This window comes from Acidovorax sp. GW821-FHT11A03, assembly GCF_058809075.1.
This window is the reverse complement of the sequence record NZ_JBXASG010000008.1, coordinates 173,440-198,791: the sequence shown is the minus strand read 5'-3', so window position 1 is coordinate 198,791 and position 25,352 is coordinate 173,440. Positions and strand designations below refer to the sequence as shown.

Genomic DNA, 25,352 nt, shown 5'->3' with positions numbered 1-25,352 from the left:
CGGGGGCACCCCCGCCCACCGCCCTCCCGCCGATCCACCGCCATCCACCCATGTACCGCCCTTTCGCGCTCCTGCGACCGCTTCCGCCGCCCCTGGCCTGGCTGGGGCTGGCCCTGCTGATCTTCGCCGCCTGCCTGGTGGGCATCTTTGCGCGGCCCATCGGCTTCCTGTCGGCGTTCTGGCCCGCCAATGCGCTGCTGCTGGGACTGCTGGTCCGCTACCCCCGGCTCGCGCGGCCGCCGGCCTGGGTGGCGGCCGCCGTGGGCTACCTGGCGGCGGACCTGGCCACGGGCAGCGACTGGTCCATGGCACTGTGGCTCAACGGGGCCAACATGCTGGGCGCCACGGCGGGCTGGCTGGTGCTGCGCCGCCTGGACGAACGCATCCGGCGCCTGCAGCGCACGGTGTCGGCGCTGTACCTGCTGGTGGCGGCGCTGGTCGCCAGCACCGTGGGGGCCCTGGCGGGCTGCGGCGCCGCGCCGGTGTACTTCGATACCCCCTGGACCGACCTGCTGTCCCTGTGGTTCAGCACCGAACTCATGAACTACATGCTCATCGTGCCGGTGGTGCTGGCCGCGCCCCGCGCCGACGACCCGCCGCCCGCCATGAACGCCCCGCAGGGCCTGCCGGGCGCATCGCTGTTCTGGCGCGTGGCCCCCGTGAGCTCGCTGCTGCTGGCCGAGGGCATCCGCACCGTGGTCGGCGGGCCCGGCATGCTGGCCTTCGTGGTGCCGGGGCTGCTGTGGTGCGCGCTCAGCTACAGCCCGTTCACGTCCAGCCTGCTGTCGCTGGTGGTGTGCCTGTGGACCATGGCCGGGGTGGCCACGGGCGTGCTCAACTTCACGCCCGCGCATGCCAGCGACGTGTTCTCGCTGCGCGTGGGCGTCACGCTGCTGGCGCTGGGGCCGCTGGCCGTGGCCTGCGCCAGCGCCGCGCGCGCCGAGGCCCTGCGCCGCCTGGACCACGCCGTGCGGCACGACGATCTGACCGGCGTGCTCGCGCGCCGCGCGTTCCTGCAGCAGGGCGAGCGGCTGGTCGCGCGCTACCAGCGCGAATCCGCCGGCCTGGCCGTGCTGATGGTGGACGTGGACCATTTCAAGCAGGTCAACGACCAGCTGGGCCACGGCGCGGGCGACCAGCTCCTCGTCGGCCTCGCCCAGGCCATGGCCGGCGCGCTGCGCCCCCAGGACGTGCTGGGCCGCCTGGGCGGCGAGGAGTTCGCGGTGGTGCTGCCCGATGCCTCGCCCGCCGAGGCGCACGCGATCGCAGAGCGCCTGCGCAAGGTGGTGGAGCAGCAGACCTTTGGCGCCGCCGGGGACGTTCCACGGCATGCCACCATCAGCATCGGCCTGGTGCACAGCGCCACGCTGGGCGGCGATGCAGACATGGACATGCTGCTGCTCGCGGCCGACGCGGCGCTCTACCGCGCCAAGGCGCAGGGGCGCAACCGGGTGATGATGGGGTAGCCCCCCGCGCCGGCCCGCGGCGTCCCTCTACAGATACTGCGCCCAGAGCATGTTGGTCATCCGCCCCGCGGGGTCCCAGACGGCCTTGGCCGCGCGAAACCGGTCCGCCTGCGGGTAGGCCGCCGCGAACTGCGCCCGCGTGGCATGGCGCTGGTAGGGCAGGTAGTAGGTGCCGCCATGCTGCAGGGCCAGGTCGATCAGCGCACGCGTCCACAGAGCCACTTCGGCACAGGCCTCGGGGCGGGTGCCCTGCTTGTAGTACAGCACCCACGAAAACACCTCCTCGCGCGCCCAGGCCATGATGGCATCGGGGTCGGGCGGCGCATGGCGCACCGAGATGTTGAGCACCTGCGCCCCATGCTGCTGCAGGATGCGGGCCAAGCCCCGCGTGAAAGCGGCGAACCGGGCCACGGGCACAAAGTACTCCTGCAGCACGTAGGTGGACTGTGCGCGGCTCGCGGGCTCCAGCGAGGCGGCATCCAGGCTGGCCTCGTGGTTGCGCCACACCACCGGCTGGCCACGCAGCAGCGCCGGGCGCACCACCTTGTGCTGCAGCTGGTGGCCCCCCGGCAGTTCGGTCATGGCCCAGATCACGCTCTTGTCCAGGTCATACCGCTGGCCGCGCGGCACCAGGCGCCCGGGCACGGTCACGGGCTTGTCGGTGCGGGCCCAGGTCACGGCGGTGGCGCGGTCGAAACGGGGGGGCAGCAGGTCGGCGTTGTGCATCACGGCCCGCGCGTTGGCGGCCACCCTGGCGGCAAAGAAGCCGGGGTAGTCGTCCAGCGCCACCTGGGCCACGGTGCGCTCGATGGCGGTGTTGGCATCCAGGTCCAGCTCCACCTCGGTGATCACGCCCAGCCCGCCATAGCCGCCCAGCGCGGCACGGAACAGGTCGGGGTGCTGCTGGCGGCTGGCCTCGCGCACCTCGCCGCTGGACAGCACGATCTGCAGGGCCCGCACGGACGCGCCGATGGGCCCGTGCCCCACATAGCGGCCATGCACGTTCACCGACACGGAGCCGCCCACCGTGAAGTTCGAGTAGCTCTGCATGGTGCGCACCGCCAGGTCGTGGGGATCCAGGTGGTCCTGCAGGTCGCGCCAGCGCATGCCGGCCTGCACGCGCACCGTGCGCGCCCCGGTGTCCAGCCACACCAGGGCATTCATGCCGCGCATGTCGATGTGCAGGCCGCCTTCCACGCCGACCTGGCCGCCCATGCTGTAGCGCCCGCCGCCCACGGCCACCGCGCCGGGCCAGTTGCGCACGGCCTGCGCCACGTCCTGCAGGCTGGCGGGCACCACCACCCGCGACACGCGCACGGGGTACAGGCGGGTCACGTTCTCGATCAGCGCCCCGGGCGCACTGTGGGCCTTCAGCGGCGCACAGGACCCCGCCAGTCCGGCGGCGGCCAGCGCGCCCAGAAGCTCGCGGCGGCGCAGCCCCCCCATGGGTGTCACGCGGGGACCCGCTCAGTCATCCCGCGCCAGCCGCACCCCCGCGCCCGTGCCGCAGGCATGGCAGAAGCGGGCGAAGGCGCTCTTGCGCGTGGTGCAGGTGCCGCAGTGGTCGAACAGGCCGATGCCGCAGTGCGGGCAGAAGTCGATCTTCTCGTTCTTCAAGTCCACGGGCCGCTCGCAGCCGGGGCACACGCTCTTGGCCAGGCGGGCCAGGGCTACGTCGTAGCTCAGCTCCTTGCGGCGCTCCTGGTCGGGCAGGGTTTCGGCCAGCTTCTGGCGCTCCAGGTAGCGGTTGAGCGCGAGGATGGCGTAGCGCCCCACCAGCGCCGTGATGCCGATGCCCACCACGTAGCGCACATAGCCGCCGTAGCTGGGCAGGTAGGGCACCAGCTCCACGAAGAACGCGAACAGCGCGAAGAAGATGAAGCCCCACACGAACGGCCAGTAGGTGCCCTTGCGCTTCTTCACGAACAGCCAGCCGGCGATGGCCAGCAGCGGCAGGGTGAGCGCCAGGCGGTACAGGAACACGCGCAGCTCCACCTTGCGGCGCTCGGCCTCCAGCTTCACGTAGCCATCGGCTTCCATGCTGTTCAGGCGCTCCTGCGTGGCCGCCGCCGCCTGGCGCGCGTCGAGCGCGGCCTGCTGCTGCAGCTCCACCGCCTGCTGGGTCTTGCGCTCGGCGAGCTTGAGCACATCGAGCGCCTGGGTGCGCGCAATGACCTCCGGGTCCTGGTCGGCGCGCTGGGTGGCCGAGCGGGTGGAGAGCCAGTTGTTGAAGGTCTCGCGCGCGGCCTGCGTTTCGCTGCGGGCCTTGCTGCGCTGCAGCTGCGCCTGCTCCAGCGCGGTCTGCGCGTCCTGCTCGGCCTGGCGCGCGTCCTTGACCTGGGCGCGCAGCTTTTCGGCGGCCGGCTTGTCCAGGAAGTCATCCACGCGCAGCGGCGTCTCGACCTTGGGCAAATCGCCCACGATGGTGCCGCCCAGCCCGATGAGGAAGCTGGCGAACACCAGCGCCACCAGCCACAGGCCGCGGCGGAACCATTTTTCAGACAGCCGCAGTGATTTGCTCATGATCATTCCCCTCTGTAGATACTATGCATTTGATAGCTGCCAGCGCTTACCAGTCAAGCGCAATCGGCCCATTTCATCAATTCTTCACGGTCAGCACCACCGGCGCGGCCGCCAGCTGGGCCCGCTGCAGCCAGGCCAGCACCGAATCGACCGTGACGGTCTCGATGCGGTCCGAGAACCGCTTGTCGCCCGGGTGGTCGTCGAACGCGATGTTGGCCGAACCCACGCGCCCGCCCATCCGCGTGAGCGGCCCGAGCTTGAGCGTGGTCGGCTCGTAGCCCTTGAACTGCAGCCAGGCCTGCGCCTGCTCGCGGTTGCGCACCGTGGCGGGCTCCATGGCCACGGCCAGCGTTTCCAGCGCCCATTGGTTGGACTGCTGGTACTTGCGGCCCCACACGTAGCTCACCATGCTGTAGGGCGGGTGCTGCAGCGTCCTGGTGCGGGCCTTGTCCTGCAGCACGGCCAGCAGGCGCTGCTGCACCTCGGGCGTGGGCACGGCATACACGGCCTCGTAGCGCCACAGGTCGTCCAGGAAGAACTCGCCCAGGCCCTGCCGGTACAGGTGCCCCACGGCCGTGCCGCATTCGTTGAGCTTGTGGGCCACGCGCCAGGGGCCCTCGGGTGTCTTGTAGGCCCAGCCCAGGTGCGAATAGCGCAGGCCGTACTTGCTCAGGTCCTGCCCGGCGCGGGCGAGCACCACCACCTGGGCGCCAGACTTCGCATGCTCCGCGTCGAGCGCGGCGGAGGTCTGCTGCGCCAGTTGCATGCCGCGCTCGATCACCTTGGCCGGCACGGGCTTGGCGGCCTCGCAGGAGCGGCCCGCGTGGGCCGCTGGCGCCGCCAGCAGGGCCGCGCCCGCCACCAGGGCCAGGCCGAGCATGGCGGGGTTGAAGGAGCGCACGCGGGCATGCGCCGGGGTCGTCACGGTCATCTGCTGCACATCCATGGGGGTGCCCCTTACAGACGCTCGTTGTGCAGCAGCGCACGGCCGATGGCGTTGGGCACGAAGGCGATCGCCTCGCCCGCCACCGACAGCACCACGCCCGTGCCGATCACGCTGCAGGTCACCACCGTGCCCACGGTGTGCGCCGATGCGCCCACGCCCCGGCCCGCCACCTCGACGCTGACCTGGGCGCCGTCGGAGGCGCGCTCCAGCAGGTACACCGTGCCGGTGGCCGAGGCCTCCACCGTCTTCACGGTCAGCGCCGCACCCGCCACCGACAATGCGGCAGGCACCGCCACGACCGCGCCAGCGGCGGCGGACGCCACCGACGCCGTGCCCACCACCGAAGCGACAGGCAGCAGCGACAGCGCGGCCGAGGCCTCGCTCTGGGCGCGCGCGGGCAGGGCGGCCAGCGTGCACAGCAGGCCGGCGGCCAGGGCAAGGGTCAGGATCTTCGGCAATTTCTTCATGGTTTCACTCCTCACAGGAGGTGCTGCGCAGTAGCGCGGCAGCACCGGTTTTTTTCAGGGCAACCTCCGAGCATCCGCCATGGGGCCAGGGCGAACGCCGGAAACTCAGCTGGCGTTGTTACCAGACGTAGCAGCATGTGCTGCGGCAGCTTCGCGGCGGCCTTGCAGGCGTGCTTCCAGCAGGTCAGCCTCGTGGCGGTCGCGCAGCATCTTGGCCAGCGTGAAGGCAGTGGTGATCAGGTACAGCCAGCTCACACCCAGGAAGGCCTTGTAGGTCACGTTGATCTCCATGCCGAACAGGCCCCAGCCGGTGAGGCCCATGGCCACCACGAAGCCGCCCCAGACCACCAGCTTCCACATGGGCGTGTCGCCCGCACCGCGGCGCGCGGCGCTCTCGTTGTCCCGCACGAACTTGGCCAGCACGAACGCGGCCGAGAGGCAGAACACATAGCCCATCACCATGAACGCCTGCTCCAGTTGCTGGCCCGGCAGCCAGGCCAGCCCCACGGCGCACAGGAAGACGGCGATGCCGAACGAGACCCACACCTGCAGTTGCCAGGCACGGGTGTCACGCTGAACGAGGAAGGGGGCATTGGATGACATACAGAGGTGGGGCCCTTGTCAGGCCCGTGGTTGAACACGGACCTCATGGTGCCGGGCCCGGCCCCCGCCGCCCCCGCCGGGTTGCGCCAGTGGCGGCAGTCCGGCTTCACGGTATCGCCAAACGATACTTTTTGCCCATTGCAAGCGGCACCTGGGCGACATGCCGGCACCCGCTTGTCTTTCACAATCGCATCCCAGCAGCCGGCGGCCGCCCGCGGCGGCGCCCGCCCCTTCCCCCACCCGCACGCAGCAGTGCACGGAGACAGCCCATGACCAAACCCTTCGATCTTGTCGTCCACGGCGCCACCGGCTTCACGGGCCGCCTCGTGGTCGAGTACCTTTTGCAGCGCTATCCCGCCGGCAGCGGCCTGCGCTGGGCCATGGGCGGGCGCAATGCCGACAAGCTCGCCGCCGTGCGCGACGAAGTGGGCGCCCCGGCCGACACCCCGCTGATCGTGACCGACAGCACCGACCCCGCCAGCCTGCAGGCGCTGATGGACCAGACCCGCCTGGTGCTGACCACCGTGGGGCCCTACCAGCTCTACGGCAACGAACTGGTGGCCGCGTGCGCGGCGGCCGGCGTGGACTACGTGGACCTGTGCGGCGAACCCGCGTGGATGCGCCAGATGATCGACGCGCACGAAGCCACGGCCCGGGCCAGCGGCGCGCGCATCGTGTTCTCGTGCGGGTTCGACTCCATCCCGTTCGACCTGGGCGTGTACCTGCTGCAAACCGAGATGAAGGCCCGTTTCGGCCACCCCGCGAGCCGGGTGCGCGGACGGGTGCGCAAGATGAAGGGCACGTTCTCGGGCGGCACCGCCGCCAGCCTGAAGGCCACCATGGCCGCCGCCGCCACCCACCCCGCCGTGCTGGACCTGCTCAAGAACCCGTTCTCGCTCACGCCCGGCTTCGAAGGGCCGCGCCAGCCCTCGGGCAACAAGCCCATGGTGGACGAGGCCCTGGGCGAAGGAGTGTGGGTGGCCCCGTTCGTGATGGCCGCCATCAACACCCGCAACGTGCACCGCTCCAATTTCCTGCTGCAGCACGCCTACGGCACCGACTTCGTGTACGACGAAATGCTCATCACCGGCCCCGGCGAAAAGGGCGAGGCCATGGCCAATGCCGTGGCGGGCGACAAGTCGCTGGGCTCGGACAAGGGCCCCAAGCCCGGCGAGGGCCCTTCCCGCGAGGAACGCGAGAACGGCTTCTACGACGTGCTCTTCCTGGGCACCGACGCCGCGGGCAACAACCTGCGCGTGGGCGTCAAGGGCGACCGCGACCCGGGCTATGGCTCCACCTCCAAGATGATCACCGAGGCGGCCGTGTGCCTGCTGCAGGACGCCACGGACACCCCCGGCGGCATCTGGACCACGGCGCCCGCGCTGGGCGGCAAGCTGATCGCGCGGCTGCAGGCCCACGCGGGGCTGAGCTTCGCGGTGGAAGCGGCGTAACCCCCCGGGGTGGGCCCGGGCATGTCCGTTTTCGCACCAGGCCGGTCGTGAAACGCGCGGCCACGGACCCGCCGGTGCACCGAAAATACAGGGCATGAACACTGCCCTGCGCCCCCGCGATCTCGCCCTGGCCCTGCTCGTCATCGTGGTCTGGGGGCTCAACTTCGCCGTCATCAAGGTGGGCGTGGCCGGTGTGCCGCCCCTGCTGCTGGGCGCGCTGCGCTACCTGCTGGCGGCGTTTCCAGCGCTGCTGTTCGTCAAGCCCCCCAAGGTTCCGCTGCGCCTGTACCTGCTGTACGGCATGACCATGGCGGTGGGCCAGTTCGCGCTGCTGTTCACCGCCATCCACATCGGCATGCCGTCGGGCCTGGCCTCGCTGGTGCTGCAGTCGCAGTCGTTCTTCACGCTGCTGCTGGCGGCCTGGTGGCTGCGCGAGGCATGGCAGGGCAACCAGGTGGCGGGCCTGGCGCTGGCCGGCGTGGGGCTGGTGCTGATCGGCAGTGCCCACGGCGCGTCGATGCCGCTGGCGGGATTCGCACTGACCGTGGGGGCGGCGGCGATGTGGGGCTGCGGCAACATCGTCACGCGCGCCGTGGGACGCTACGGGCCGATGAACCAGTTTGCCTTCATCGTGTGGTCGAGCGTGGTGGCGCCGCTGCCATTCGTGGTGCTGTCCTTGCTGCTGGACGGGCCCGCGGCCGTGTGGGCCGCCGTGCAGCACCTGTCGCTGAAATCCATGGCCGCCGTGGCCTACATCGCCTGGATCTCCACGCTGCTGGGCTTCGGGCTGTGGACGTATCTCATGTCGCGCTACCCGGTGAACCGCGTCGCCCCCTTCACCCTGCTGGTGCCCGTGGTGGGCCTAACCACGGGCTGGTGGGTGTTCGGCGAGCAGTTGTTGCCCGTGCACTTTGCGGGCGCGGGGCTCTTGATGGCGGGGCTGGTGGTCAACGTGTTCGGCGGTCCGGCCTGGGCGGCCGTGGTGGGGCGCCTGCGCGGCGCCCCGTGAGCGGAGGGCTGGCCGCCGCTACAGCGCCAGCGGCAGCTCGGTGGTGGACAGCACATTGCGCAGCACCATGAACGAGCGCACCTGCCGCACCCCCGGCAGGTAGAGCAGCTGCTCGGCATGCAGCCGGTTGAAGCTGTCGTTGTCGCGCGTGCGCACCAGCATGAAGTAGTCGAACTCGCCGGTGACCACATGGCATTCCATGCAGCCGGACACCTTGGCCGCCGCCTTTTCAAACTCGGCAAACGACTCGGGCGTGGAGCGGTCGAGCACCACCCCAATCATCACCAGCATGCCCGCGCCCACGGCCTGGGGGTTGAGCAACGCCACGATGCCGTCGATGAGCCCCAGGCGCTTGAGCCGCTCCACGCGGCGCAGGCAGGCGGGCGGGCTCAGGTGCACCTTCTCGGCCAGCGCCACATTGGACAGCGAGGCATCACGCTGCAGCTGGCGCAGGATGGCCTTGTCGGTACGGTCCAGCTCGGCCGACACATCGGACTGCGGCACATTCTTGGCACGAACTTTTGTTGTGCGCATGATGATCTGTGAGAAATATTAGTTTTTCATATTCTCATACACAAACCTGAAACGCTGAAATCAGGAAGAAATTCGCAACCACTGTATGCGCGTGTTTTCCTACGATGAAGGCACTGCAAGCCACCTCTTGCACCATCCCTTCCATCGACCGGAAACCCGCCATGAACCTGCAGAAATTCGCCCGCCACCCGCTGACCTTCGGGCCCTCGCCCATCACCGCGCTGCCGCGCCTGTCGGCCCACCTGGGCGGCAAGGTGCACCTGTATGCCAAGCGCGAGGACTGCAACTCGGGCCTGGCCTTTGGCGGCAACAAGACGCGCAAGCTCGAATACCTCATCCCCGAGGCGATCGCGGGCGGCTACGACACGCTGGTCTCCATCGGCGGCATCCAGTCCAACCAGACGCGCCAGGTGGCCGCCGTGGCCGCGCACCTGGGCATGAAATGCGTGCTGGTGCAGGAGAACTGGGTCAACTACTCTGACGCGGTGTACGACCGCGTGGGCAACATCGAGATGAGCCGCATCATGGGCGCCGACGTGCGCCTGGACGCTGCGGGCTTCGACATCGGCATCCGCCCGAGCTGGGAGCAGGCCATGGAAGACGTGAAGAAGGCGGGCGGCAAGCCCTTCCCCATCCCGGCCGGCTGCTCCGAGCACCCCTACGGCGGCCTGGGCTTCGTCGGCTTTGCCGAGGAAGTGCGCCAGCAGGAGAAGGAGCTGGGCTTTACGTTTGACTACATCGTCGTGTGCTCGGTCACGGGCAGCACGCAGGCCGGCATGGTGGTGGGCTTTGCGGCCGACGGCCGGGCGCGCAAGGTGATCGGCATCGACGCCTCGGCCAAACCCGAGAAGACGCATGCCCAGGTGCTGCGCATCGCGCAGAACACGGCCAAGCTGGTGGAGCTGGGCCAGGAGATCACGGCCGAGGACGTGGTGCTGGACACGCGCTACGGCGGCCCCGAGTACGGCCTGCCCAACGAGGGCACGCTCGAAGCCATCCGCCTGTGCGCACGCCAGGAAGGCATGCTCACCGACCCGGTGTACGAAGGCAAGTCCATGCACGGCATGATCGACATGGTGCGCAAGGGCGAATTCCCCGAAGGCTCCCGCGTGCTGTACGCGCACCTGGGAGGGGTGCCGGCGTTGAACGCCTACAGCTTTCTTTTTCGCAACGGCTGACGCACCGCCGCGCGAGGAAACGGAGCAACAGCGCCTGTGCCGGCTGGCCGGGCTGTCCGTGATCTGAGCGCCCCCCGCTCTGCCCTCACAAGACCTGCGCATGCCGCCCGGTCTTCCACCGCCATGGTCCCGTGCCCTCATCTCATCGCCCTGGCGGCCTCGACAACTCCGCAGTAGCGACAGGCGTGGCCAGAGCGAGACGAAGACTGGTGCGCCTTCCCCTTGTTCACAGCCGCAACGCAGGGTGAACAACCCGCACCAGAAGGACCGCCACATGAAATGCCCACAGCCCAAAAGACGCCCCAGCGTCGCCTTGTTGTTCATGGCAGCCATCGCAGGCTTGGGTTGGGGGCGCATGGCGCACGCCGATGGCTACCCCGCCAAGCCGGTGCAGCTGGTGGTGCCCTTTCCGCCCGGCGGGGCCGTCGACATCGTGGGCCGGCTCATCAGCAAGAAGCTGGGCGAACGCCTGGGCCAGGCGGTGGTGGTCGAGAACAAGGCCGGCGCGGGCACCATCGTGGGCGCATCCTTCGTGGCCAACGCTCCGGCCGACGGCTACACGCTGCTGATCAGCTCGGGCTCCACCTTCACCGTCAACCCGGCGCTCAACAACAAGCTGCCGTACGACCCGGTCAAGAGCTTCGAGCCCATCGGCATGGTGGCGCGCGTGCCGCTGATCCTGCTGGCCCACCGCGATGTGCCGGTGGCCAACCTCCCGCAGCTGATCGCGGCGGTGAAGCGCGCTCCGGACAAGTTCTCCTACGGCTCGTTCGGCAGCGGCACCACGGGCCACTTTGCCGCCGAACTGATGTGGTCGGCCACCGGCATCCAGCTGATGCATGTGCCCTACCGGGGCAGCGCACCCGCCATGAGCGACCTGATCGGTGGGCAGATCCCGTTCACCATCGACACGGTGGCGGCCGCGCTGCCGCAGCTCAAGGGTGGCAAGATCAAGCCCATCGTAGTCACCGGCGCGGCGCGGGCCACGCAGCTGCCGGATGTGCCCACGGTGGCGGAAAGCGGCTTCGCGGGTTTTGCCGCGGATTCGTGGCTGGCCGTCGTGGCGCCGCGCGGCCTGCCCGCCGAAGTCAAGGCGAAGCTGGGCAAGGCCCTGGCCGAGACCATGGCGGATGCCGAGATCCGCAGCAAGCTCATCGCCAGCGGGCTGGAGCAGTCCTATGCCAGCGGCGACGCCGTGCTGGCGCGGATCGAGGACGAACTGCCGCGCATGCGCGCGATCGCCCAGCGCGCGAACATCCGGGCGGAGTGAGCGCGGCAGCGATGGGGCGCTGGCGCGCGCCGGATCACAGCGCCCAGCTCGCCTGCAACGATGGACGCTTTGAAAATGCCTCGTACCAGGCCGCAACGGCGGGATGGCGCTGGCGCCATCCGAAGTCCGCAAACCTGAGATCCAGGTACCACAGCGCACAGGCCACCGTGAGCGTGCCGATGTCCAGCCGCTGCGGCGCGATGAGTGCGGGGTTCGCGGACAGGTGGGCCAGCGAAGTCTCGGCCTTGTCCAGCTGCGCGGCGCGCCACTCGGGCCAGCGCAGCGGCTCGGGCCGCGCCACGTCCTCATAGCGGGCGATCAGCGCGCCGTCGAGGATGCCGTCTCCGAGCGCCTGCAGCGTCAGCGCATTCCAGCGCGCATCGCCACTGCGGGGAAACAGCGTTCCGTTGCCGATCTCGTCGAGGTATTCACAGATGACGCGGCTGTCGTACAGCACGGCGCCCTCGTCGGTGATGAAGGTCGGCACCTTGCCCAGCGGGTTCCTGGCGATGATGTCCTGGTCGCGCCGGACCGGGTTGGCGTTCGATGGCAGCAATTGCACGCGGTCATTGAGGCCCAGCTCGTGCGCCGTGACCAGGCATTTGCGCACATAGGGAGAGAACGGAGAGAAATAGATCTGCATGGAAGTTCACCGGTTCATGGATGGGAAGGCGCTGCCTGCGCCAGCTGGCGGCCCGCGATCCACCCGAAGGTCAGCGCGGGCCCCAGGGTGATGCCGGGCGCGGGGTACTCGCCGCCCATCACCGAATGCATGTCATTGCCCGCCGCGTAGAGGCCCGGGATGGGCTGGCCGGCGGCATCGAGCGCCTGGGCATTTTCGTTGCAGGCAATGCCCACGGCCGTGCCGATGTCGCCCGCGAACACCTTCACGGCATAGAACGGGCCCTGGCGCAAGGCACCGATGCAGGGGTTGGGCTGGTGCGCCGCGTCGCCCAGGTAGCGGTTGTATTCGGTGCTGCCCTTGCCGAAGTCGTCGTCGCGCCCCTGGTCGGCCTGCGCGTTGAAGCGCTCGGCCGTGGCCTGCAGCGCGGCGCCGCCGATGCCCAGGGCATCGCCCAGCGCCCGCAGTGTCGGCGCCTTCACCAGGTAGCCGGCCTTGACAAGGTGATCGCGCGGCCGCCCGCCCGGCAACGCCAGGCCCATGCCCCACTGCTCCATGAAGTCGCTGTCGCAGACCAGGTAGGCCGGCAGCGTGGGCACTGTCTCGTGCGAGCGGTACATCGCCCGCACGAACTCGTGGTACGACGTCGACTCGTTGACGAAGCGCTGGCCGGCACCGTTCACGGCCATGAGGCCGGGCTTGGCACGGTCCCAGACCAGGTGCGGGTAGCGCACGACCGAGCCATCGGGCCGCTGCAGCACGGAGACCGGGGCCCAGAACGCCGGACTGGTGTGGCCCTGCCCCAGCGTGGCACCCGCCTGGCACGCCAGGGCAATGCCCTCGCCGCGGTTGCCTTGCGGCGACATGGACCACGGCCCTGTCGGCGACGGGTAGTGCGCGCCGCGCAATTCCTCGCTCCAGGGAAAGCCCCCCGTGGCCACGACCACGCCCCGGCGCGCCTTCACCTGTACCGGCGTGCCGCCATGCACCAGCGACACCCCCGACACGGCGCCATCGACCACGTGCAGCTTTTGCACCGGCGTGTCCAGCCAGTAGTCGATGCCCCGGTCGAGCACGCTCTTGAAGAGGCGGGCCGCCAGCGCATTGCCCAGCACCAGGCGCGTGCCCCGGTGGTAGCCGCGCAGCCGGTCGGCGAAGTAGCGCAGCACGAGCTTCATGCCCTCGCGCCAGGCCGTGAACGAGCGCGTGACCGCCAGCAGGTGCCTGGCGTCGGTCATGTTGACCATCATTCCGCCCAGCACCATGAACTCGGGCAGGGGGTCGCGCAGTTCCCGGAAATGCGCGCCCAGTTCCCGCCCGTCGAACGTCGCCGGGTCGAGCGACCGGCCGCCGAAGGCCGCGCCCTCGCGGTCGGGGTAGTAGTCGGGGGAGTAGCTGCGCGCGACAAGCCGCACGGCGGTGTGCTTCTCGAAGTAGTCGACCATGCCGGCGCCGTGGCGCAGGAAGGCCTGCTGCATCCCTGCCGGCGCCGCGTCGCCCACCGTGTTGCGCAGGTAGGTCCATACCTTCTCGAAGCTGTCGGGGTGGCCCACCTGGGCCGACTGCGCGTTGAGCGGCGCCCACACGGCCCCGCCGGACACGGCGGTGGAGCCGCCCACGCGGTCGGTCTTCTCGACCAGCAGCACGCTGCAGCCTTCGATCTTCGCGGTCAGCGCGGCGGCCATGCCGCCCGCGCCCGCGCCGATCACGACGACGTCGTACTCGGCATCCCAGCGGGGGGCCGTCATGCGCCCGACCCACCCAGCGACTTGCCGCCATCGACGAACAGCACCTGCCCGGTGATGAAGCCGGTCTGCGGCGACACGAGGAAGGCCACCGCCTGGGCGATGTCTTCCGGCCTGCCGGCCTTGCCCGTGGGCTGCAGCGCGAGCTGCGCCGCCAGCCGCTCGGGCGTGAGCGCGCGCAGGATGGGCGTGTCGATCAGCCCCGGCGCGATCGCGTTGACTAGGATGCCGCGCGGCGCCAGCTCCATGGCGCTGGCGCGTGTGTAGCCCACCACGGCGGCCTTGGAGGCCACGTAGTGCGGGTGGTTCTTCGCCCCCAGGTACGCGCGCGAAGCGATGTTCACGATGCGGCCGCCCTCGGGCATGGTCTTGGCTACTTCCTGTGTGAGCGTGGCCACGGCGATGAGGTTGACCTCGTAGGCACGGCGGAAGTCGTCGTTGCTCACCTCCAGGAACTTGCGCTCGTCGAAGATGCCGGCGTTGTTGACCAGAGCGCGCACTGGGGGCAGGGAGTGCACCAGGCCGCGCACGGCCGCTTCGTCCGTCAGGTCGAGCACGCGGCACTGCACATCCAGGCCCAGGCTCTTCAAGCGGCCAGTCTCGCGCTGCGCCAGGGCTTCATCGCGGTCCACCATCACCACGGCGTAGCCGTCGCGGGCCAGGCGTTCGACCGTGGCCAGGCCCATTCCACCGGCCCCGCCGGTGACCAGGGCAATCGGTTTGCTGTTGCTGTTGTCGTCCATGTGTTTGCGAAGATTCCGATCAAGCCGAGAGAAAGCCGCCATCGACGGGCAGCACCACACCATTCACATAGCTGGCCATGTGGGAGGAAAGAAAGACCACGGGTCCGACGATTTCCTCGACCTCGCCGCCGCGGCCCGCGGGCACGCGCTTCATGTACCAGTCCGTGCCGCCGGGCACGGCCAGCTGCGGGGCGACCATCTCGGTCAGCATCAGCCCGGGCGCGACCGCATTGGCGCGCACCCCAAAAGGCGCCAGGTCGCGGGCCAGCACCTGGGTCAGCGAACGCACGGCGCCCTTGGAGGCGACATACCCGGCCGACGAGATGCCGCTCACGAACGCCACGATGGACGACAGGTTCACGATGCACCCCCGGGTCTTCTTCAACGCCGGCACGAAGGCATGCGTGACGTTGAACAGGCCCTGCAGGTTCACGTCGATGAGGCGGTCCCACACCTCGGGCGCGTGCGGGTCGTCGATGCGCGCGCGGCCGGAAATGCCTGCGTTGTTGATCAGCACGTCGATCGGGCCGATGCGCGCCTGCAGGTCCGCGGCGCAGGCCTGGACGGCGGCCCGGTCGCACACGTCCAGCACCACGCTCCAGGCCTCGCCGCCGGCATCGCGGATGCGCCGGGCCGTGGCCTCGGCCTTGTCCGCACCGATGTCGGCGCAGATCACCTTGGCGCCCTCGTTCGCGAAGCCCAGCGCAATGGCCGAGCCCAGCCCCCCGCCGGCGCCGGTCACCAGCGCGAGCTTGCCTTTCAACAAATCCATCCAATTTCTCCTGCTGAATGGGCGCCGTTCAGACGCCGAGGTAGGCCCGGCGCACGGCCGGGTCGTCCATGAGCTGGGCCGCCGCGCCCTGCAGCGTGATCTCGCCGTTTTCCAGGATGTAGGCGTGGCTGGCCACCGTGAGCGCCAGGCGCACGTCCTGCTCCACGAGCAGGATGGTGAGACCCTGCTCCCGGTTGAGCCGCTGGATCGCCTCGAAGATCTGCTCGACGAGCAGCGGCGACAGCCCCATCGAAGGCTCGTCGAACATGATCAGCCGCGGGCGGGACATGAGTGCGCGGCCGATGGCCAGCATCTGCTGCTCGCCGCCCGACAGCGTGGCCGCCCGCTGCTCGGAGCGTTCCTTGAGCCGCGCAAACAGGGTGTAGACCTTGTCCAGGTCCTCGGCGATCGCGGCGCGGTCGCGGCGCAGGAAGGCGCCCAGCTCCAGGTTCTCGCGCACGCTCATTTCCTTGAACACCTCGCGCCCCTCGGGCACCTGCACCAGGCCCCTGCGGACGATCTCGTCGGACGGCTGCCGGCGGATGGGCTCGCCGGCGAAGTGGACCTCGCCGGCGGTGGGATCGATGAGGTGCGAGATCGCGTTCAGCGTGCTGCTCTTGCCGGCACCGTTGCTGCCCAGCAGGGCCACGATGGCGCCCTGCGGCACGGCCAGGCTCACGCCCGAGAGCGCCTGGATGGCCCCGTAGGAGGCGCTGATGCCGCGCACTTCGAGCAGTGCGCCCTGGCTTGGTTGCTGCATGGGATCAGGCATGGGCCGCTCCCTTGCCGAGGTAGGCTTCGATCACGGTCGGGTTCTCGCTGATTTCCTTGGGGGTGCCTTCGGCGATCTTCTGGCCGAAGGACATGACGGTGATGCGGTCGGAGATCGACATCACCAGCTGCATCACGTGCTCGACCAGGAGCACGGTGATGCCGTCCTTCTGGGCCAGTTCGGTCAGCAGGTGGTCCAGGTTCTCGATGTCCCGGTTGCGCAGGCCGGCCGCCGGTTCGTCCAGCAGCAGCAGGCGCGGCTTGAGCGCCAGGGCACGGGCGATCTCCAGCAGCTTCTGGTGGCCGAAGTCGAGTTCCTTGGCGCGGGTCTCGCGGTCGTGGGTCAGGCCCACGCGCTCGATGAGGCTGTCCACCAGGTCGCGGATCTCGCCGCCGGGGCGGCGCAGCAGCCGGCCCAGCGTGTTCGCGCTGTGCGAGTGGCAGCCCAGCAGCACGTTCTCGTACACGCTCAGGTCGCCGAACAGCTCCAGGTTCTGGAAGGTGCGCGCGATGCCCATGCCTGCCATGCGCGAAGGTGCATGGTGCGTCACGTCCTCGCCGTCCACAACGATGCGGCCTTCGGTCGGCTGGTAGTAGCGGGAGATGCAGTTGAAGGTGGTGGACTTGCCGGCTCCGTTGGGGCCGATCAGCGCATGGATCGAGCCGCGCGCCACGTCGAACGAGAGGCTGTTCACGGCCACCAGCCCGCCAAAGCGCACGGTGATGCCGGAGACTTCCAGGAAGGGGCGCGTGCTCATGCCTGCACCCCCTTGGCGGGCTTGCGTGCCACGCGGCGGTTGCGGTCGGCGAACAGCCCCTTGGGCATGAACATCATGAACCCCATGAGGATCACGCCATAGATGATTTCCTGCACCGACATGAGCTGGCGCAGCAGCTCGGAGATGAGGCCGAAGGCAATGGCGCCGGCCACCGCGCCGCGCACCGAGCCCATGCCCCCCACGACGACCATGGTGAGGACCAGGATGGTGGTCTGGAAGCCCAGGCTCTCCGGGTGGATGAACGAGGTGAACAGCGTGTACATGCCCCCGGCGATGCCCGCGAAGGCCGCCGAGATGGCGAACGCGCTCTGCTTCATGGCCTTGACGTTGATGCCCATGGCCATCGCGGCCACATCGCTCTCGCGCACGGCCCTGAGCGACGAGCCGTACTGTGAGCGCGCCAGCGCCACGGTGAGCCACAGCATCAGCCCCGCCAGCACCACCACGAAGGGGTAGGCCTGCAGGTCGTTGGTCAGCCTGTAGCCGAACAGATTGGCCGGATCCATCTTCATGCCGTTGGAGCCGCCCGTGACGCGCTCCCAGGTGAGGAAGACCCATTGCATCGCCTCGCCGAAGGCGAAGGTGGCCAGGGCCAGGTAGATGTCGCGCATGCGCAGCGCCAGGTAGCCGATGAGGTAGCCGAGCACGGCCGACAGGGCCCCGCCGGCCAGGACGGACAGCACGAAGGGCGGATGCCATGCCGTGTTGATGATGCCGGCCGTGTAGATGCCGATGCCGAAGAACGCGGCGTGCGCCAGCGCGAACTGGCCCGATTCGCCGATCACGACGTGCATGCCCAGGGCCAGCACCACGAAGACCATCAGCAGGTTGACCACGTACAGGACATAGCCCGACACGGCGAAGGGAAGGATCAACAGAACCAGGGCGGCAGCGAGCAATGCCCAGTGATCGCGGGTCATGGTTTTCATACTTTCTTGACTTGGGGCTTGCCGCCCAGGATGCCCTGCGGACGCACGATCAGCGTGACCAGGATGGCCAGGAAGGGCGCGACCACGATGGCGTTGGTGGAGATGAACAGGCCCACCAGGTTCTCGACGATGCCGATGACGAGGCCGCCCAGCACGGCGCCCGGCAGGCTGGTGAAGCCGCCCACGATGGCCGCCGCGTAGGCCAGGATCGCGATGTGCGCGATGTCCGGCGTGATGAGGATCTTGGGGGTGATGAGCAGGGCGGCCAGCGCGGACAGCAGGCCCGCCATGGCCCACACCATCATGCGGATGCGCGACAGGCGGATACCGACGATCTGCGCGGCGCGCGGGTTCATGCCCACGGCCCGCATCGCCTTGCCGATGCGCGTGTGGTTGAACATCAGGTAGATCAGCACCATCGCGGTGATGGAGGCGGCGAAGATCGCCACGTCGAGCCGCGTGAGAAAGGCGTCGCCGATGATCACGGGGTCGTTGGAGACCAGGGGCGGCAGCGAGCGCGGCGTGTCGCCCAGTCCGGTCTGGCGCACCAGGCCCTTGAGCATGTAGGCCAGGCCCAGCGTGGCGATCACCAGCTGCGGGCCCACGCCCTTGGAATGGGTCACCCGCTCCATCACCACCCGCTGGAAGAGCGCCGCGCCCACCGCCACGGCGACCACCGTGACGGGGATGACCACGGCGTACGACCAGCCCGCGATCAGCAGCAGGGACAGCGCCACATAGCCGCCGATCATGAAGATCTCGCCCTGGGCGAAGTTCGGCACGTCGGTGGTCTTGAAGATCGCGACGATGGCGATGGCCAGCAGCGCATAGACGCTGCCCGTCACCAGGCCGGAAAGGATGCCCTGCTGCAGAAACAGCCAAATCTCACTGAAACTCATGGCGATGGAGGGGCGGCCGCACGCGGGCGTGGACCGGCCCCTTCTCCTGGTTGGTTACTTGGGCTGGTAGGTCCAGAGGCTGCGGTAGGCGCCGGGGACCGCGGTCATGTTGGTGCCGTCGAACTTCAGGTAGATGGCCGATTTCTGGCCCGCGTGGTCGGTGGGCGTGAGCTCGATCGGGCCGGCCATCACGTTCGACTCGAACTTGGTCTGCGACAGCGCGGTGAGGAACTTCTCCCGCGTGAGCTGCGGGCCCGCGGCCTTGAGCGCGTTGACCACGGTCATCGCCGACGGGATGCCGTAGGGCATGTAGGTCTGCGGATAGCCGGGCTTGGCGGCCAGCTCGGGGTAGTAGGCCTTGTACATGTCGTAGACCCACTTGAGCTTGGGGCCGCCGGCCACGTCGGCCATCACTTCCTGCAGGTAGACGTTCTTGAACGCATCCTTGCTGCCCACGTTCTCGACCAGCTGCTTGAGGTCGGCCGTGCCGTTGACGGCGATCACGATGGGTTTGGTCCAGCCCAGCTCCTGCGCCTTCTTGACCAGCAGGCTCACGGGGCGCGCGTAGGTGGTGATCAGCAGCACGTCGGGGTTGGCGGCGCGGATCTTGAGCATCGGCGCGGTCACGTCGGTCAGGTTCGGCGCGACCGACTGGACCTGCAGGTCCACCCCGAGCTGCTTGGCCTGGAACTCCGCCGCTTCGAGGTTCCACCCGCCATAGGCATCGTCGTGGTTGATGTAGCCGATCTTCTTGCCCTTGAGGTGCTCGGCGGCGAACTGCACCATCGAGCCGCCCACCGCGCGCTGGGAGATGGAGAACGCGCCGTAGATGTACTTCGACGGCGGGTACAGGGCGCCGTCGCCCGACGCGTTGAGCATCACCAGGGGGATCTGCGAGCGTTCCACGTACTCGCGCGCGCCCACCACGGCGGCAGAGCAGGAGCCCCCGTTGAGCGCGAAGACCTTGTCCTGCTCGGTGAGCTTCTTCACGGCGGCCAGCAGGTCGTTGGCGTTGCAGCGGTCGTCCTCGACCACCAGTTCGATCTTGCGCCCGTGGATGCCGCCGTCCTTGTTGATCTTGTCGTAGTACATCTTGGCCGCGTTCATCACGTCGAAGCCGTAGGCCATGGAGTTGCCCGACAGCGGCCCGAACAGGCCGAGCTTGATGGTCTTGTCGGTCAGGCCCGGTTCGGTCTGCGCCTGCGCGCAGAAGGTGGAAAGTGCGGCCACGCAGGCCACGAGCAAGGACTTGGCTGGTTTCACGAGAGTCTCCTTTTTTTGGGGGGGGTGAGGTAACGGGGAGCGCAATGGCGTCAGGCGGCCGGCTGTGCGGCCGTGTCCTTCTTCTCGAACCCTGGGCGGGGAATCAGGCCCAGCCAGGCCTGCGTCAGGCCGCCGTCGACGAGGAATTCCTGGCCGCTGATGTAGCTGGCCCGCTCGCTGGACAGGAACAGCACGGCGCCGGCGATGTCCGAGGGCGTGCTGATGCGGCCGGCGGGCACGATCTGTTCGCGCCGCAGGCGCACCGCGGGGTCCGTGTAGATGCCCTCGCTCATGGGCGTGCGGATCATCGCGGGGCTGACCACGTTGCTGCGCACGCCGTGCGCGCCCAGCTCGACGGCCAGCAGCTGCGACAGCATCTTCACGCCCGCCTTGCTCACGCTGTACGCCCCGCTGTAGGGCTGCGGAATGCTGGCCGAGATGGACGCGATGTGGACCATCGAGCCCCCGCCGTGGGCGATCATCTGCCGCCCGAAGGCCTGGGCGCACAGCAGGTAGCCGGTCAGGTTCACCGACAGCAGCTGGTTCCACTTGTCGACGGCGATGTCCATCAGCGCGTCGGCGTACAGGGCCGCGGCATTGTTGACCAGCAGATCCACCGCGCCCCAGGCCTTTTGCACCTGGTCCGCCGCCGCCTGCACGCTGTGCGGATCGGTCACGTCGCAGGTGATCGGCAGGACCCGGCCCGGGTGCTCGCCCAGTCCGCCGGCGATCTCCGCCAGGCGCTGTGCATCGCGGTCGAGCAAGGCGACGCGGGCTCCCGCGGCCAGCAGCTGCACGGCGATCTCCAGGCCGATGCCGCCGCCTGCGCCCGTCACCACACCGGTGCGGTTTGCCAACCCCAGCCAGCCGCCATCTTCACTTGCAACCCTTGCCATATCCACGCTCGCCCTTCTTGATCAAAATCACGCATGGTGCGTGAGCGAGGCAATTATGTATACATGACTACTGATTTATCTCAGGGATAACCCGTAAAAAGGCCGTTAATGGCATCACATGTATACTTGAAGAAAATTTCTACTGGAGCGGCAGGGATGAGAACTTTGGCCCAGGACGTGACCGAGACGCTGCGCAACTGGATCCTCAACGGGGAGATACGGCCCGACGAGCGGCTGGAGGAAATCCCCCTGGCCGAGAAGCTGGGCGTTTCGCGCACCCCCGTGCGCGCCGCCCTGAGCACCCTGGCCAGCGAGGGGCTGGTCGACCACCAGCCCAAGCGCGGCTACCTGGTGCGCGGCTTCAACATGGAGGAGATCGTCGCGGCCTACGAGGTGCGCGCGGTGCTCGAAGGCCTGGCCTGCCGCAACGCCGCCATGCGCGGACTCACGCCCGAACAGGCGCAGCGGCTGCGCGGGGCGCTGGCGGACGGCGACCGCATCCTGGACCTGGGAGAACTGAGGCCCGAAGACCACGAGCCCTACCAGCAGATGAACGTGACCATCCACGACACGCTGCTGGAAGCCTCGGGCAACCCCTGGGTCACGCGCTTCGCGGAGCAGGCGCAGAACATTCCCTTCGCCTCGGACCGCATCATCCTGTGGGACGACCATCCCATCATCCTGCGCTCGCACGGCGACCACCACCGCATCATCGAAGCGGTCATCGCGCGCGACTGTGTGCGTGCCGAGCAGCTGATGCGCGAGCACGTGTACTACGCAGGGCTGATCCTGCGGCGCAACTACGAGAAGCTGCTCTCGTGCGGGGACGCAGCGCCGGGGGCCAAGCCACCGGCGCGCCGGGGTGCGCCCAAAGACTGACCCGGCGACAGGCCAGGTGGAACCGCCCGAGGGCGGTTCCCGGCCCATGTATCCATGCCGGCAGGATCGCGGCTCAGGCGCGCAGCCAGGCCTGCAGGTGCGGATAGGGCGCAACGCCCGAAGAGGCGGCCTGTGCGGGCGATGCCGCGAGGCCCGCCGACACCAGCCCGGCAGCGCCCAGATACACGCCCAGCTCGAAGGTCATGCGCAAGCCCTGCGAGTGGCCGTGGTAGCCCCCTTCGTGGAACAGCACGGCCGATGGCAGCCGCAGATGCTGCAGGGCGGCCCAGGCCCATGCCGTGGCTTCGATCTCGCCGCCGTGCGGCACGGGGGGCAGTTCGGCAAGGGCATCGTCCATGCCCGCGCGCAGGGCTGCGGGCACCACGGCCAGGTGTCCGGCCTCGTGCAGCAGGTCGCCGGGCCACCGCAGCCGCGCCAGGTCCACCCTCAGGCCGCCGCGCGCGATGCGCACGCCGGGCAGGAAGCTGTTGCCGCCGGCAAGCTCGTCCTCGGCCACGTCCAGGCCGATCTCCCGCAGAAAGGCCATGATCTTGCGGGCCAGCGCGGTGCGCTCTTCCTGTTCCACCCGGTCCTGCTCCATGGCGGTCAGGCTCCGAGCAGGTCCGCCACGCGCGAGCGCAACAACGAAGGCTGCACGTCCGACGGCGCCACGGCGTGCCCCACGTTCAGGCCCACGCGGCTGTAGAAGCCCCGCCGGAAGGGCCGCACCATGGCCCCGCCCTGCTCGATGCGGCTGAAGTACGAGCCCCACAGATTGGTCAGCGCCATGGGAATGACGGGCGCTTCGATGCCCTCTTCGCGGGCACGCTCGATGATCTTCATGATGCCGCCCTTGAACTCCTGCAGTTGCCCGTCCTTGGTGATGCCGCCTTCGGGAAAGATGGCCAGCAGGTCGCCTTCGCGCAGCACCTGCGCGGCGCGGTCGAAGGCGGCTTCGTAGGTCTTGGGGTCTTCCTTGTAGGGAGCGATGGGGATGGCCTTGGCCAGGCGGAACAGCCAGCCGAGCACCGGCACGCGGAAGATGCGGTGGTCCATCACGAAGTAGATGGGGCGCGGGCTGGCCGCCATGAGCAGCACGGCATCCACAAAGCTCACGTGGTTGCAGGCCAGGATGGCCGCGCCCGTGCTGGGCAGGTTCTCGTCGCCCTGCACCTTGAAGCGGTAGACGAAACGCGAGGACACCCAGGCCACGAAGCGCAGCAGGTACTCGGGCACCAGCATGAAGATGTAGAACGCCACCACCGCATTGGCCAGGCCGGTGAACAGGAAGATCTGCGGCACCGTGAAGCCGGCGCCCAGCAAGGCACCCGCGATGAGCGAACTCGCGATCATGAACAGCGCGTTCAGGATGTTGTTGGCCGCGATGATGCGCGCGCGGTGCGTGGGCTGGCTGCGCATCTGGATCAGCGCGTACATGGGCACGCTGTACAGGCCCGCGAACAGGCTGAGCAGCGCCAGGTCGAGCATCACGCGCCAGTGCTGGCTCTGCGCGAGAAAGGTGCCAAGGCCCATGATCTCCGCGGGCGGCAGGCTGCGCGCGGCGAAGTACAGGTCGATGGAGAACACGCTCATGCCGATGGCGCCCAGGGGCACCAGGCCGATCTCGACATGGCGGCGCGAGAGCACCTCGCACAGCAGCGAGCCGATGCCGATGCCGATGGAGAACACCACCAGCAGCAGCGAGGCCACCTGCTCGTTGCCGTGCAGCACCTCCTTGGCCAGGCTGGGGAACTGGCTCAGGAACACCGCGCCGAAGAACCACATCCAGCTGATGCCCAGCAGCGAGCGGAACACCACGATGTTGCCATGCGCGAGCCTGAGGTTGCGCCAGGTCTCGGTGAAGGGGTTCCAGTTGATCGTGAGCCCCGGGTCGGTGGCCGGCACCGGGGGAATGAACTGCGCCACGGCGCGCCCCGCCAGCGCGGCCACCACACAGGCCACGGCCACCGTGGTGTGGCCGATGCTCGGCAGCGCCACCAGCAGGCCCCCCGCCACGTTGCCCAGCAGGATGGCCACGAAGGTTCCCATCTCGACCATGCCGTTGCCGCCCGTGAGTTCGCGCTCGTTGAGCACCTGCGGCATGTAGGCGAACTTGACCGGCCCGAACAGCGTGGAGTGCACGCCCATGAGGAAGGTGCACAGCAGCAGGACGGGCACGTTGCCCGCGATGAACCCGAAGGCGGCCACCAGCATGATGGCGATCTCCAGGTTCTTCACGAAGCGGATCATGCGCGTCTTGTCGTACTTGTCGGTGAGCTGCCCCGAGGTGGCCGAGAACAGAAGGAACGGCAGGATGAACAGCGCGCCGATCACCAGCCCCGCCATCGCGGGCGGCAGCCACGACACGCTGAGCTGGTACGTCACCATCACGGTGAATGCGAACTTGAAGAGGTTGTCGTTGGCGGCGCCGGAGAACTGGGTCCAGAAGAACGGGGCGAAGCGCCGCTGGCGCAGCAGCGCGAACTGGTTCGGGTCCTCATGCCCATGGCCCGGGCTGCCCGTGTGCTGCACGGAGTGCACGTGGGGCGCCTGGGGCACGCTGGCTGGGGTGGTCTCGGGGTTCATGCGTTTCTCCTCGTGTCCAATGGGTCGGCGGTGGCTGCTGTGTGTGTTGGTATGGCCCGGCGCACCCGGGGCTGGAGGCCCTGCCCGCGCGCGACACCCATGGTGTGGGCGCCATTCTGCCCGCACATGGCGGCAAATGCGGGGCGCGGTGCGCGGCTGTGGCGCGAAGCCGCCAGCGCATCCAGCGCCATCAGCACCGGCCAGGCAGCGCCAGCCGCCAGCACGTGCTTGAGGCTGTGGCCCGACACCCACTGCGCCGTGGCCTCGAACACAGCATGGTCGGCCGCCTCGAACAGCTTGGCCACGGCGTACATCGCGATCACGGCGCCCAGGTGCACCGGCAGCGTGCCCGCACGCCGGGGCAGCAGGGCCAGCGCCAGCACCACCAGCATCCCGCCCAGCTGCACCACGGCCCAGGGCAGCAGATTGCCGGTGGTGGACCACCACAGCACCGCAGCCGGACCCGCCAGCAACACCGTGCCTGCGGCGGCCCAGCCCGCCCGGGCGCTCACCCGACCACCCGCCGCCAGGCCCAGCAGGCCCGCGAAAGGCAGCACCATGCACAGCCGGTCCCACAGCAGGCCCAGATCGTCGGGCACCGCGTGGTACAGGCCGGAGCCCACGGCCGTGCACACCAGGCCCGCGAAGAACAGGGCCGCGAAGACCCGGGAGGCCGCATCCATGGCCGGGCGCTCCACGCGCCGCAGCCACCGCAGCCCCCACAGGCCGGCGGCGGCGAATGGCAGGTTGCTCAGGACATCCAGCGCGCAAGGGATGCCCCACAGCGCGCGCTGGTCCGCAAAGGCGTGCTGGTGGGTGCTGGCCGGCAGCGCCGGGCCCAGGCACGCCAGCCCCAGCAGCAGCACGGCGAGGCCCAGCAGGGCCCCCTCGGCGCGCGACGGGCCGGGGCGATGGCGAAAGGGAGCGGGAAGAACGGTCATGGTCGTCGTGTCCGTGGGCAGGTGGTGGATCGATGCCGCGCAGTGTCTTCAGCCCAACGGCCCCGGGCCGCGAAAAGTCG

At 69.1% G+C, this 25,352-nt stretch carries 25 protein-coding genes; 6 read left to right on the top strand and 19 right to left on the bottom strand.

Annotated features, from left to right (window positions below):
• The first annotated feature begins 50 nt into the window (after nucleotides 1-50).
• A complete protein-coding gene (locus AC1RVY_RS20700; RefSeq protein ID WP_218341280.1) occupies nucleotides 51-1,466 on the top strand; it encodes a GGDEF domain-containing protein in 1,416 nt (471 codons plus the stop codon).
• A 27-nt stretch (nucleotides 1,467-1,493) separates the two neighbouring features.
• Here AC1RVY_RS20700 and AC1RVY_RS20695 read toward each other — a convergent pair whose 3' ends face one another.
• The 5 genes from AC1RVY_RS20695 to AC1RVY_RS20675 form a co-directional block, all read right to left on the bottom strand.
• Nucleotides 1,494-2,912 (bottom strand): FAD-binding oxidoreductase, encoded by a 1,419-nt coding sequence (locus AC1RVY_RS20695; protein WP_492807976.1) that lies wholly within the window; start codon nucleotides 2,910-2,912, stop codon nucleotides 1,494-1,496.
• A gap of 21 nt (nucleotides 2,913-2,933) precedes the next feature.
• Nucleotides 2,934-3,989, bottom strand: a complete 1,056-nt coding sequence (locus AC1RVY_RS20690; RefSeq protein ID WP_218296880.1) for a serine endopeptidase — start codon at nucleotides 3,987-3,989, stop codon at nucleotides 2,934-2,936.
• Nucleotides 3,990-4,065: 76 nt separating this feature from the next.
• Complete coding sequence (locus AC1RVY_RS20685; protein ID WP_218297003.1) at nucleotides 4,066-4,869, bottom strand: DUF2145 domain-containing protein; 804 nt, start codon at nucleotides 4,867-4,869, stop codon at nucleotides 4,066-4,068.
• Nucleotides 4,870-4,946: 77 nt separating this feature from the next.
• On the bottom strand, nucleotides 4,947-5,402 hold the full coding sequence (locus AC1RVY_RS20680; RefSeq protein ID WP_218341278.1) for a hypothetical protein: 456 nt from the start codon (nucleotides 5,400-5,402) through the stop codon (nucleotides 4,947-4,949).
• A gap of 105 nt (nucleotides 5,403-5,507) precedes the next feature.
• Nucleotides 5,508-6,005 (bottom strand): YiaA/YiaB family inner membrane protein, encoded by a 498-nt coding sequence (locus AC1RVY_RS20675; RefSeq protein WP_218341277.1) that lies wholly within the window; start codon nucleotides 6,003-6,005, stop codon nucleotides 5,508-5,510.
• A 269-nt stretch (nucleotides 6,006-6,274) separates the two neighbouring features.
• Here AC1RVY_RS20675 and AC1RVY_RS20670 point away from each other — a divergent pair, with 269 nt between their 5' ends.
• The gene (locus tag AC1RVY_RS20670; protein WP_218341276.1) at nucleotides 6,275-7,456 is read left to right on the top strand and encodes a saccharopine dehydrogenase family protein; all 1,182 of its coding nucleotides are present in this window, start codon (nucleotides 6,275-6,277) and stop codon (nucleotides 7,454-7,456) included.
• Nucleotides 7,457-7,562: 106 nt separating this feature from the next.
• Nucleotides 7,563-8,465: an EamA family transporter gene (locus AC1RVY_RS20665; protein WP_492808058.1), complete on the top strand. Its 903-nt coding sequence runs from the start codon at nucleotides 7,563-7,565 to the stop codon at nucleotides 8,463-8,465.
• A gap of 18 nt (nucleotides 8,466-8,483) precedes the next feature.
• On the opposite strand, the gene AC1RVY_RS20660 is transcribed toward AC1RVY_RS20665, so the two are convergent.
• Nucleotides 8,484-8,999: an Lrp/AsnC family transcriptional regulator gene (locus AC1RVY_RS20660; RefSeq protein ID WP_218341274.1), complete on the bottom strand. Its 516-nt coding sequence runs from the start codon at nucleotides 8,997-8,999 to the stop codon at nucleotides 8,484-8,486.
• A 161-nt stretch (nucleotides 9,000-9,160) separates the two neighbouring features.
• On the opposite strand from AC1RVY_RS20660, the gene AC1RVY_RS20655 reads away from it, so the two are divergent.
• Nucleotides 9,161-10,177, top strand: coding sequence for a 1-aminocyclopropane-1-carboxylate deaminase (locus tag AC1RVY_RS20655; protein WP_218296875.1), 1,017 nt, complete (start codon nucleotides 9,161-9,163; stop codon nucleotides 10,175-10,177).
• A gap of 322 nt (nucleotides 10,178-10,499) precedes the next feature.
• Nucleotides 10,500-11,447, top strand: a complete 948-nt coding sequence (locus AC1RVY_RS20650) for a Bug family tripartite tricarboxylate transporter substrate binding protein (RefSeq protein WP_255591622.1) — start codon at nucleotides 10,500-10,502, stop codon at nucleotides 11,445-11,447.
• 34 nt (nucleotides 11,448-11,481) lie between these two features.
• On the opposite strand, the gene AC1RVY_RS20645 is transcribed toward AC1RVY_RS20650, so the two are convergent.
• The 10 genes from AC1RVY_RS20645 to AC1RVY_RS20600 are packed head-to-tail and all read right to left on the bottom strand — an operon-like array spanning nucleotide 11,482 to nucleotide 20,866.
• Nucleotides 11,482-12,090, bottom strand: coding sequence for a glutathione S-transferase (locus tag AC1RVY_RS20645; RefSeq protein ID WP_492807973.1), 609 nt, complete (start codon nucleotides 12,088-12,090; stop codon nucleotides 11,482-11,484).
• Nucleotides 12,091-12,104: 14 nt separating this feature from the next.
• Complete coding sequence (locus AC1RVY_RS20640; RefSeq protein ID WP_492807971.1) at nucleotides 12,105-13,817, bottom strand: FAD-dependent oxidoreductase; 1,713 nt, start codon at nucleotides 13,815-13,817, stop codon at nucleotides 12,105-12,107.
• Nucleotides 13,814-14,557, bottom strand: coding sequence for an SDR family NAD(P)-dependent oxidoreductase (locus AC1RVY_RS20635; protein ID WP_492807969.1), 744 nt, complete (start codon nucleotides 14,555-14,557; stop codon nucleotides 13,814-13,816). The genes AC1RVY_RS20640 and AC1RVY_RS20635 overlap by 4 nt, the downstream gene beginning before the upstream one ends.
• Before the next feature lie 19 nt (nucleotides 14,558-14,576).
• The gene (locus AC1RVY_RS20630) at nucleotides 14,577-15,329 is read right to left on the bottom strand and encodes an SDR family NAD(P)-dependent oxidoreductase (RefSeq protein ID WP_218296870.1); all 753 of its coding nucleotides are present in this window, start codon (nucleotides 15,327-15,329) and stop codon (nucleotides 14,577-14,579) included.
• 28 nt (nucleotides 15,330-15,357) lie between these two features.
• Nucleotides 15,358-16,101 carry an ABC transporter ATP-binding protein gene (locus AC1RVY_RS20625; RefSeq protein ID WP_492807968.1) on the bottom strand — a complete coding sequence of 248 codons (744 nt, stop codon included), beginning with the start codon at nucleotides 16,099-16,101 and terminating at the stop codon, nucleotides 15,358-15,360.
• Nucleotides 16,094-16,858, bottom strand: coding sequence for an ABC transporter ATP-binding protein (locus AC1RVY_RS20620; RefSeq protein ID WP_218296869.1), 765 nt, complete (start codon nucleotides 16,856-16,858; stop codon nucleotides 16,094-16,096). Before AC1RVY_RS20620 ends, AC1RVY_RS20625 begins: the two co-directional genes overlap by 8 nt.
• Nucleotides 16,855-17,799, bottom strand: coding sequence for a branched-chain amino acid ABC transporter permease (locus AC1RVY_RS20615; protein WP_218341269.1), 945 nt, complete (start codon nucleotides 17,797-17,799; stop codon nucleotides 16,855-16,857). Before AC1RVY_RS20615 ends, AC1RVY_RS20620 begins: the two co-directional genes overlap by 4 nt.
• 5 nt (nucleotides 17,800-17,804) lie before the next feature.
• Nucleotides 17,805-18,707 carry a branched-chain amino acid ABC transporter permease gene (locus tag AC1RVY_RS20610; protein WP_218296867.1) on the bottom strand — a complete coding sequence of 301 codons (903 nt, stop codon included), beginning with the start codon at nucleotides 18,705-18,707 and terminating at the stop codon, nucleotides 17,805-17,807.
• Nucleotides 18,708-18,761: 54 nt separating this feature from the next.
• Nucleotides 18,762-19,970 carry an ABC transporter substrate-binding protein gene (locus AC1RVY_RS20605; protein WP_218296866.1) on the bottom strand — a complete coding sequence of 403 codons (1,209 nt, stop codon included), beginning with the start codon at nucleotides 19,968-19,970 and terminating at the stop codon, nucleotides 18,762-18,764.
• Between the two features lie 50 nt (nucleotides 19,971-20,020).
• On the bottom strand, nucleotides 20,021-20,866 hold the full coding sequence (locus AC1RVY_RS20600; protein WP_218341267.1) for an SDR family NAD(P)-dependent oxidoreductase: 846 nt from the start codon (nucleotides 20,864-20,866) through the stop codon (nucleotides 20,021-20,023).
• Between the two features lie 156 nt (nucleotides 20,867-21,022).
• Here AC1RVY_RS20600 and AC1RVY_RS20595 point away from each other — a divergent pair, with 156 nt between their 5' ends.
• Nucleotides 21,023-21,745, top strand: coding sequence for a GntR family transcriptional regulator (locus tag AC1RVY_RS20595; protein WP_369643547.1), 723 nt, complete (start codon nucleotides 21,023-21,025; stop codon nucleotides 21,743-21,745).
• 73 nt (nucleotides 21,746-21,818) lie between these two features.
• On the opposite strand, the gene AC1RVY_RS20590 is transcribed toward AC1RVY_RS20595, so the two are convergent.
• From AC1RVY_RS20590 to AC1RVY_RS20580, 3 genes are read right to left on the bottom strand one after another with little or no spacing between them, the layout of a single operon-like run.
• Nucleotides 21,819-22,346, bottom strand: a complete 528-nt coding sequence (locus AC1RVY_RS20590) for a hypothetical protein (protein ID WP_255591620.1) — start codon at nucleotides 22,344-22,346, stop codon at nucleotides 21,819-21,821.
• 5 nt (nucleotides 22,347-22,351) lie between these two features.
• A complete protein-coding gene (locus AC1RVY_RS20585) occupies nucleotides 22,352-24,331 on the bottom strand; it encodes an MFS transporter (RefSeq protein WP_492807965.1) in 1,980 nt (659 codons plus the stop codon).
• Nucleotides 24,328-25,272: a hypothetical protein gene (locus tag AC1RVY_RS20580; RefSeq protein ID WP_492807963.1), complete on the bottom strand. Its 945-nt coding sequence runs from the start codon at nucleotides 25,270-25,272 to the stop codon at nucleotides 24,328-24,330. Before AC1RVY_RS20580 ends, AC1RVY_RS20585 begins: the two co-directional genes overlap by 4 nt.
• Between the last annotated feature and the right edge of the window lie 80 nt (nucleotides 25,273-25,352).

Excerpts from the sequence above, each read along its gene's own strand:
- AC1RVY_RS20630 (WP_218296870.1), bottom strand. The coding sequence starts at position 15,329 with ATGGATTTGTTGAAAGGCAAGCTCGCGCTGGTGACCGGCGCCGGCGGG.
- AC1RVY_RS20600 (WP_218341267.1), bottom strand. The coding sequence starts at position 20,866 with ATGGCAAGGGTTGCAAGTGAAGATGGCGGCTGGCTGGGGTTGGCAAAC.
- AC1RVY_RS20580 (WP_492807963.1), bottom strand. The coding sequence starts at position 25,272 with ATGACCGTTCTTCCCGCTCCCTTTCGCCATCGCCCCGGCCCGTCGCGC.
- AC1RVY_RS20590 (WP_255591620.1), bottom strand. The coding sequence starts at position 22,346 with ATGGAGCAGGACCGGGTGGAACAGGAAGAGCGCACCGCGCTGGCCCGC.
- AC1RVY_RS20655 (WP_218296875.1), top strand. The coding sequence starts at position 9,161 with ATGAACCTGCAGAAATTCGCCCGCCACCCGCTGACCTTCGGGCCCTCG.
- AC1RVY_RS20685 (WP_218297003.1), bottom strand. The coding sequence starts at position 4,869 with ATGCTCGGCCTGGCCCTGGTGGCGGGCGCGGCCCTGCTGGCGGCGCCA.
- AC1RVY_RS20610 (WP_218296867.1), bottom strand. The coding sequence starts at position 18,707 with ATGAGTTTCAGTGAGATTTGGCTGTTTCTGCAGCAGGGCATCCTTTCC.
- AC1RVY_RS20680 (WP_218341278.1), bottom strand. The coding sequence starts at position 5,402 with ATGAAGAAATTGCCGAAGATCCTGACCCTTGCCCTGGCCGCCGGCCTG.
- AC1RVY_RS20595 (WP_369643547.1), top strand. The coding sequence starts at position 21,023 with ATGAGAACTTTGGCCCAGGACGTGACCGAGACGCTGCGCAACTGGATC.
- AC1RVY_RS20690 (WP_218296880.1), bottom strand. The coding sequence starts at position 3,989 with ATGAGCAAATCACTGCGGCTGTCTGAAAAATGGTTCCGCCGCGGCCTG.
- AC1RVY_RS20645 (WP_492807973.1), bottom strand. The coding sequence starts at position 12,090 with ATGCAGATCTATTTCTCTCCGTTCTCTCCCTATGTGCGCAAATGCCTG.
- AC1RVY_RS20650 (WP_255591622.1), top strand. The coding sequence starts at position 10,500 with ATGGCAGCCATCGCAGGCTTGGGTTGGGGGCGCATGGCGCACGCCGAT.
- AC1RVY_RS20625 (WP_492807968.1), bottom strand. The coding sequence starts at position 16,101 with ATGCCTGATCCCATGCAGCAACCAAGCCAGGGCGCACTGCTCGAAGTG.
- AC1RVY_RS20695 (WP_492807976.1), bottom strand. The coding sequence starts at position 2,912 with ATGGGGGGGCTGCGCCGCCGCGAGCTTCTGGGCGCGCTGGCCGCCGCC.
- AC1RVY_RS20675 (WP_218341277.1), bottom strand. The coding sequence starts at position 6,005 with ATGTCATCCAATGCCCCCTTCCTCGTTCAGCGTGACACCCGTGCCTGG.
- AC1RVY_RS20620 (WP_218296869.1), bottom strand. The coding sequence starts at position 16,858 with ATGAGCACGCGCCCCTTCCTGGAAGTCTCCGGCATCACCGTGCGCTTT.
- AC1RVY_RS20700 (WP_218341280.1), top strand. The coding sequence starts at position 51 with ATGTACCGCCCTTTCGCGCTCCTGCGACCGCTTCCGCCGCCCCTGGCC.
- AC1RVY_RS20640 (WP_492807971.1), bottom strand. The coding sequence starts at position 13,817 with ATGACGGCCCCCCGCTGGGATGCCGAGTACGACGTCGTCGTGATCGGC.
- AC1RVY_RS20615 (WP_218341269.1), bottom strand. The coding sequence starts at position 17,799 with ATGACCCGCGATCACTGGGCATTGCTCGCTGCCGCCCTGGTTCTGTTG.
- AC1RVY_RS20635 (WP_492807969.1), bottom strand. The coding sequence starts at position 14,557 with ATGGACGACAACAGCAACAGCAAACCGATTGCCCTGGTCACCGGCGGG.
- AC1RVY_RS20670 (WP_218341276.1), top strand. The coding sequence starts at position 6,275 with ATGACCAAACCCTTCGATCTTGTCGTCCACGGCGCCACCGGCTTCACG.
- AC1RVY_RS20660 (WP_218341274.1), bottom strand. The coding sequence starts at position 8,999 with ATGCGCACAACAAAAGTTCGTGCCAAGAATGTGCCGCAGTCCGATGTG.
- AC1RVY_RS20585 (WP_492807965.1), bottom strand. The coding sequence starts at position 24,331 with ATGAACCCCGAGACCACCCCAGCCAGCGTGCCCCAGGCGCCCCACGTG.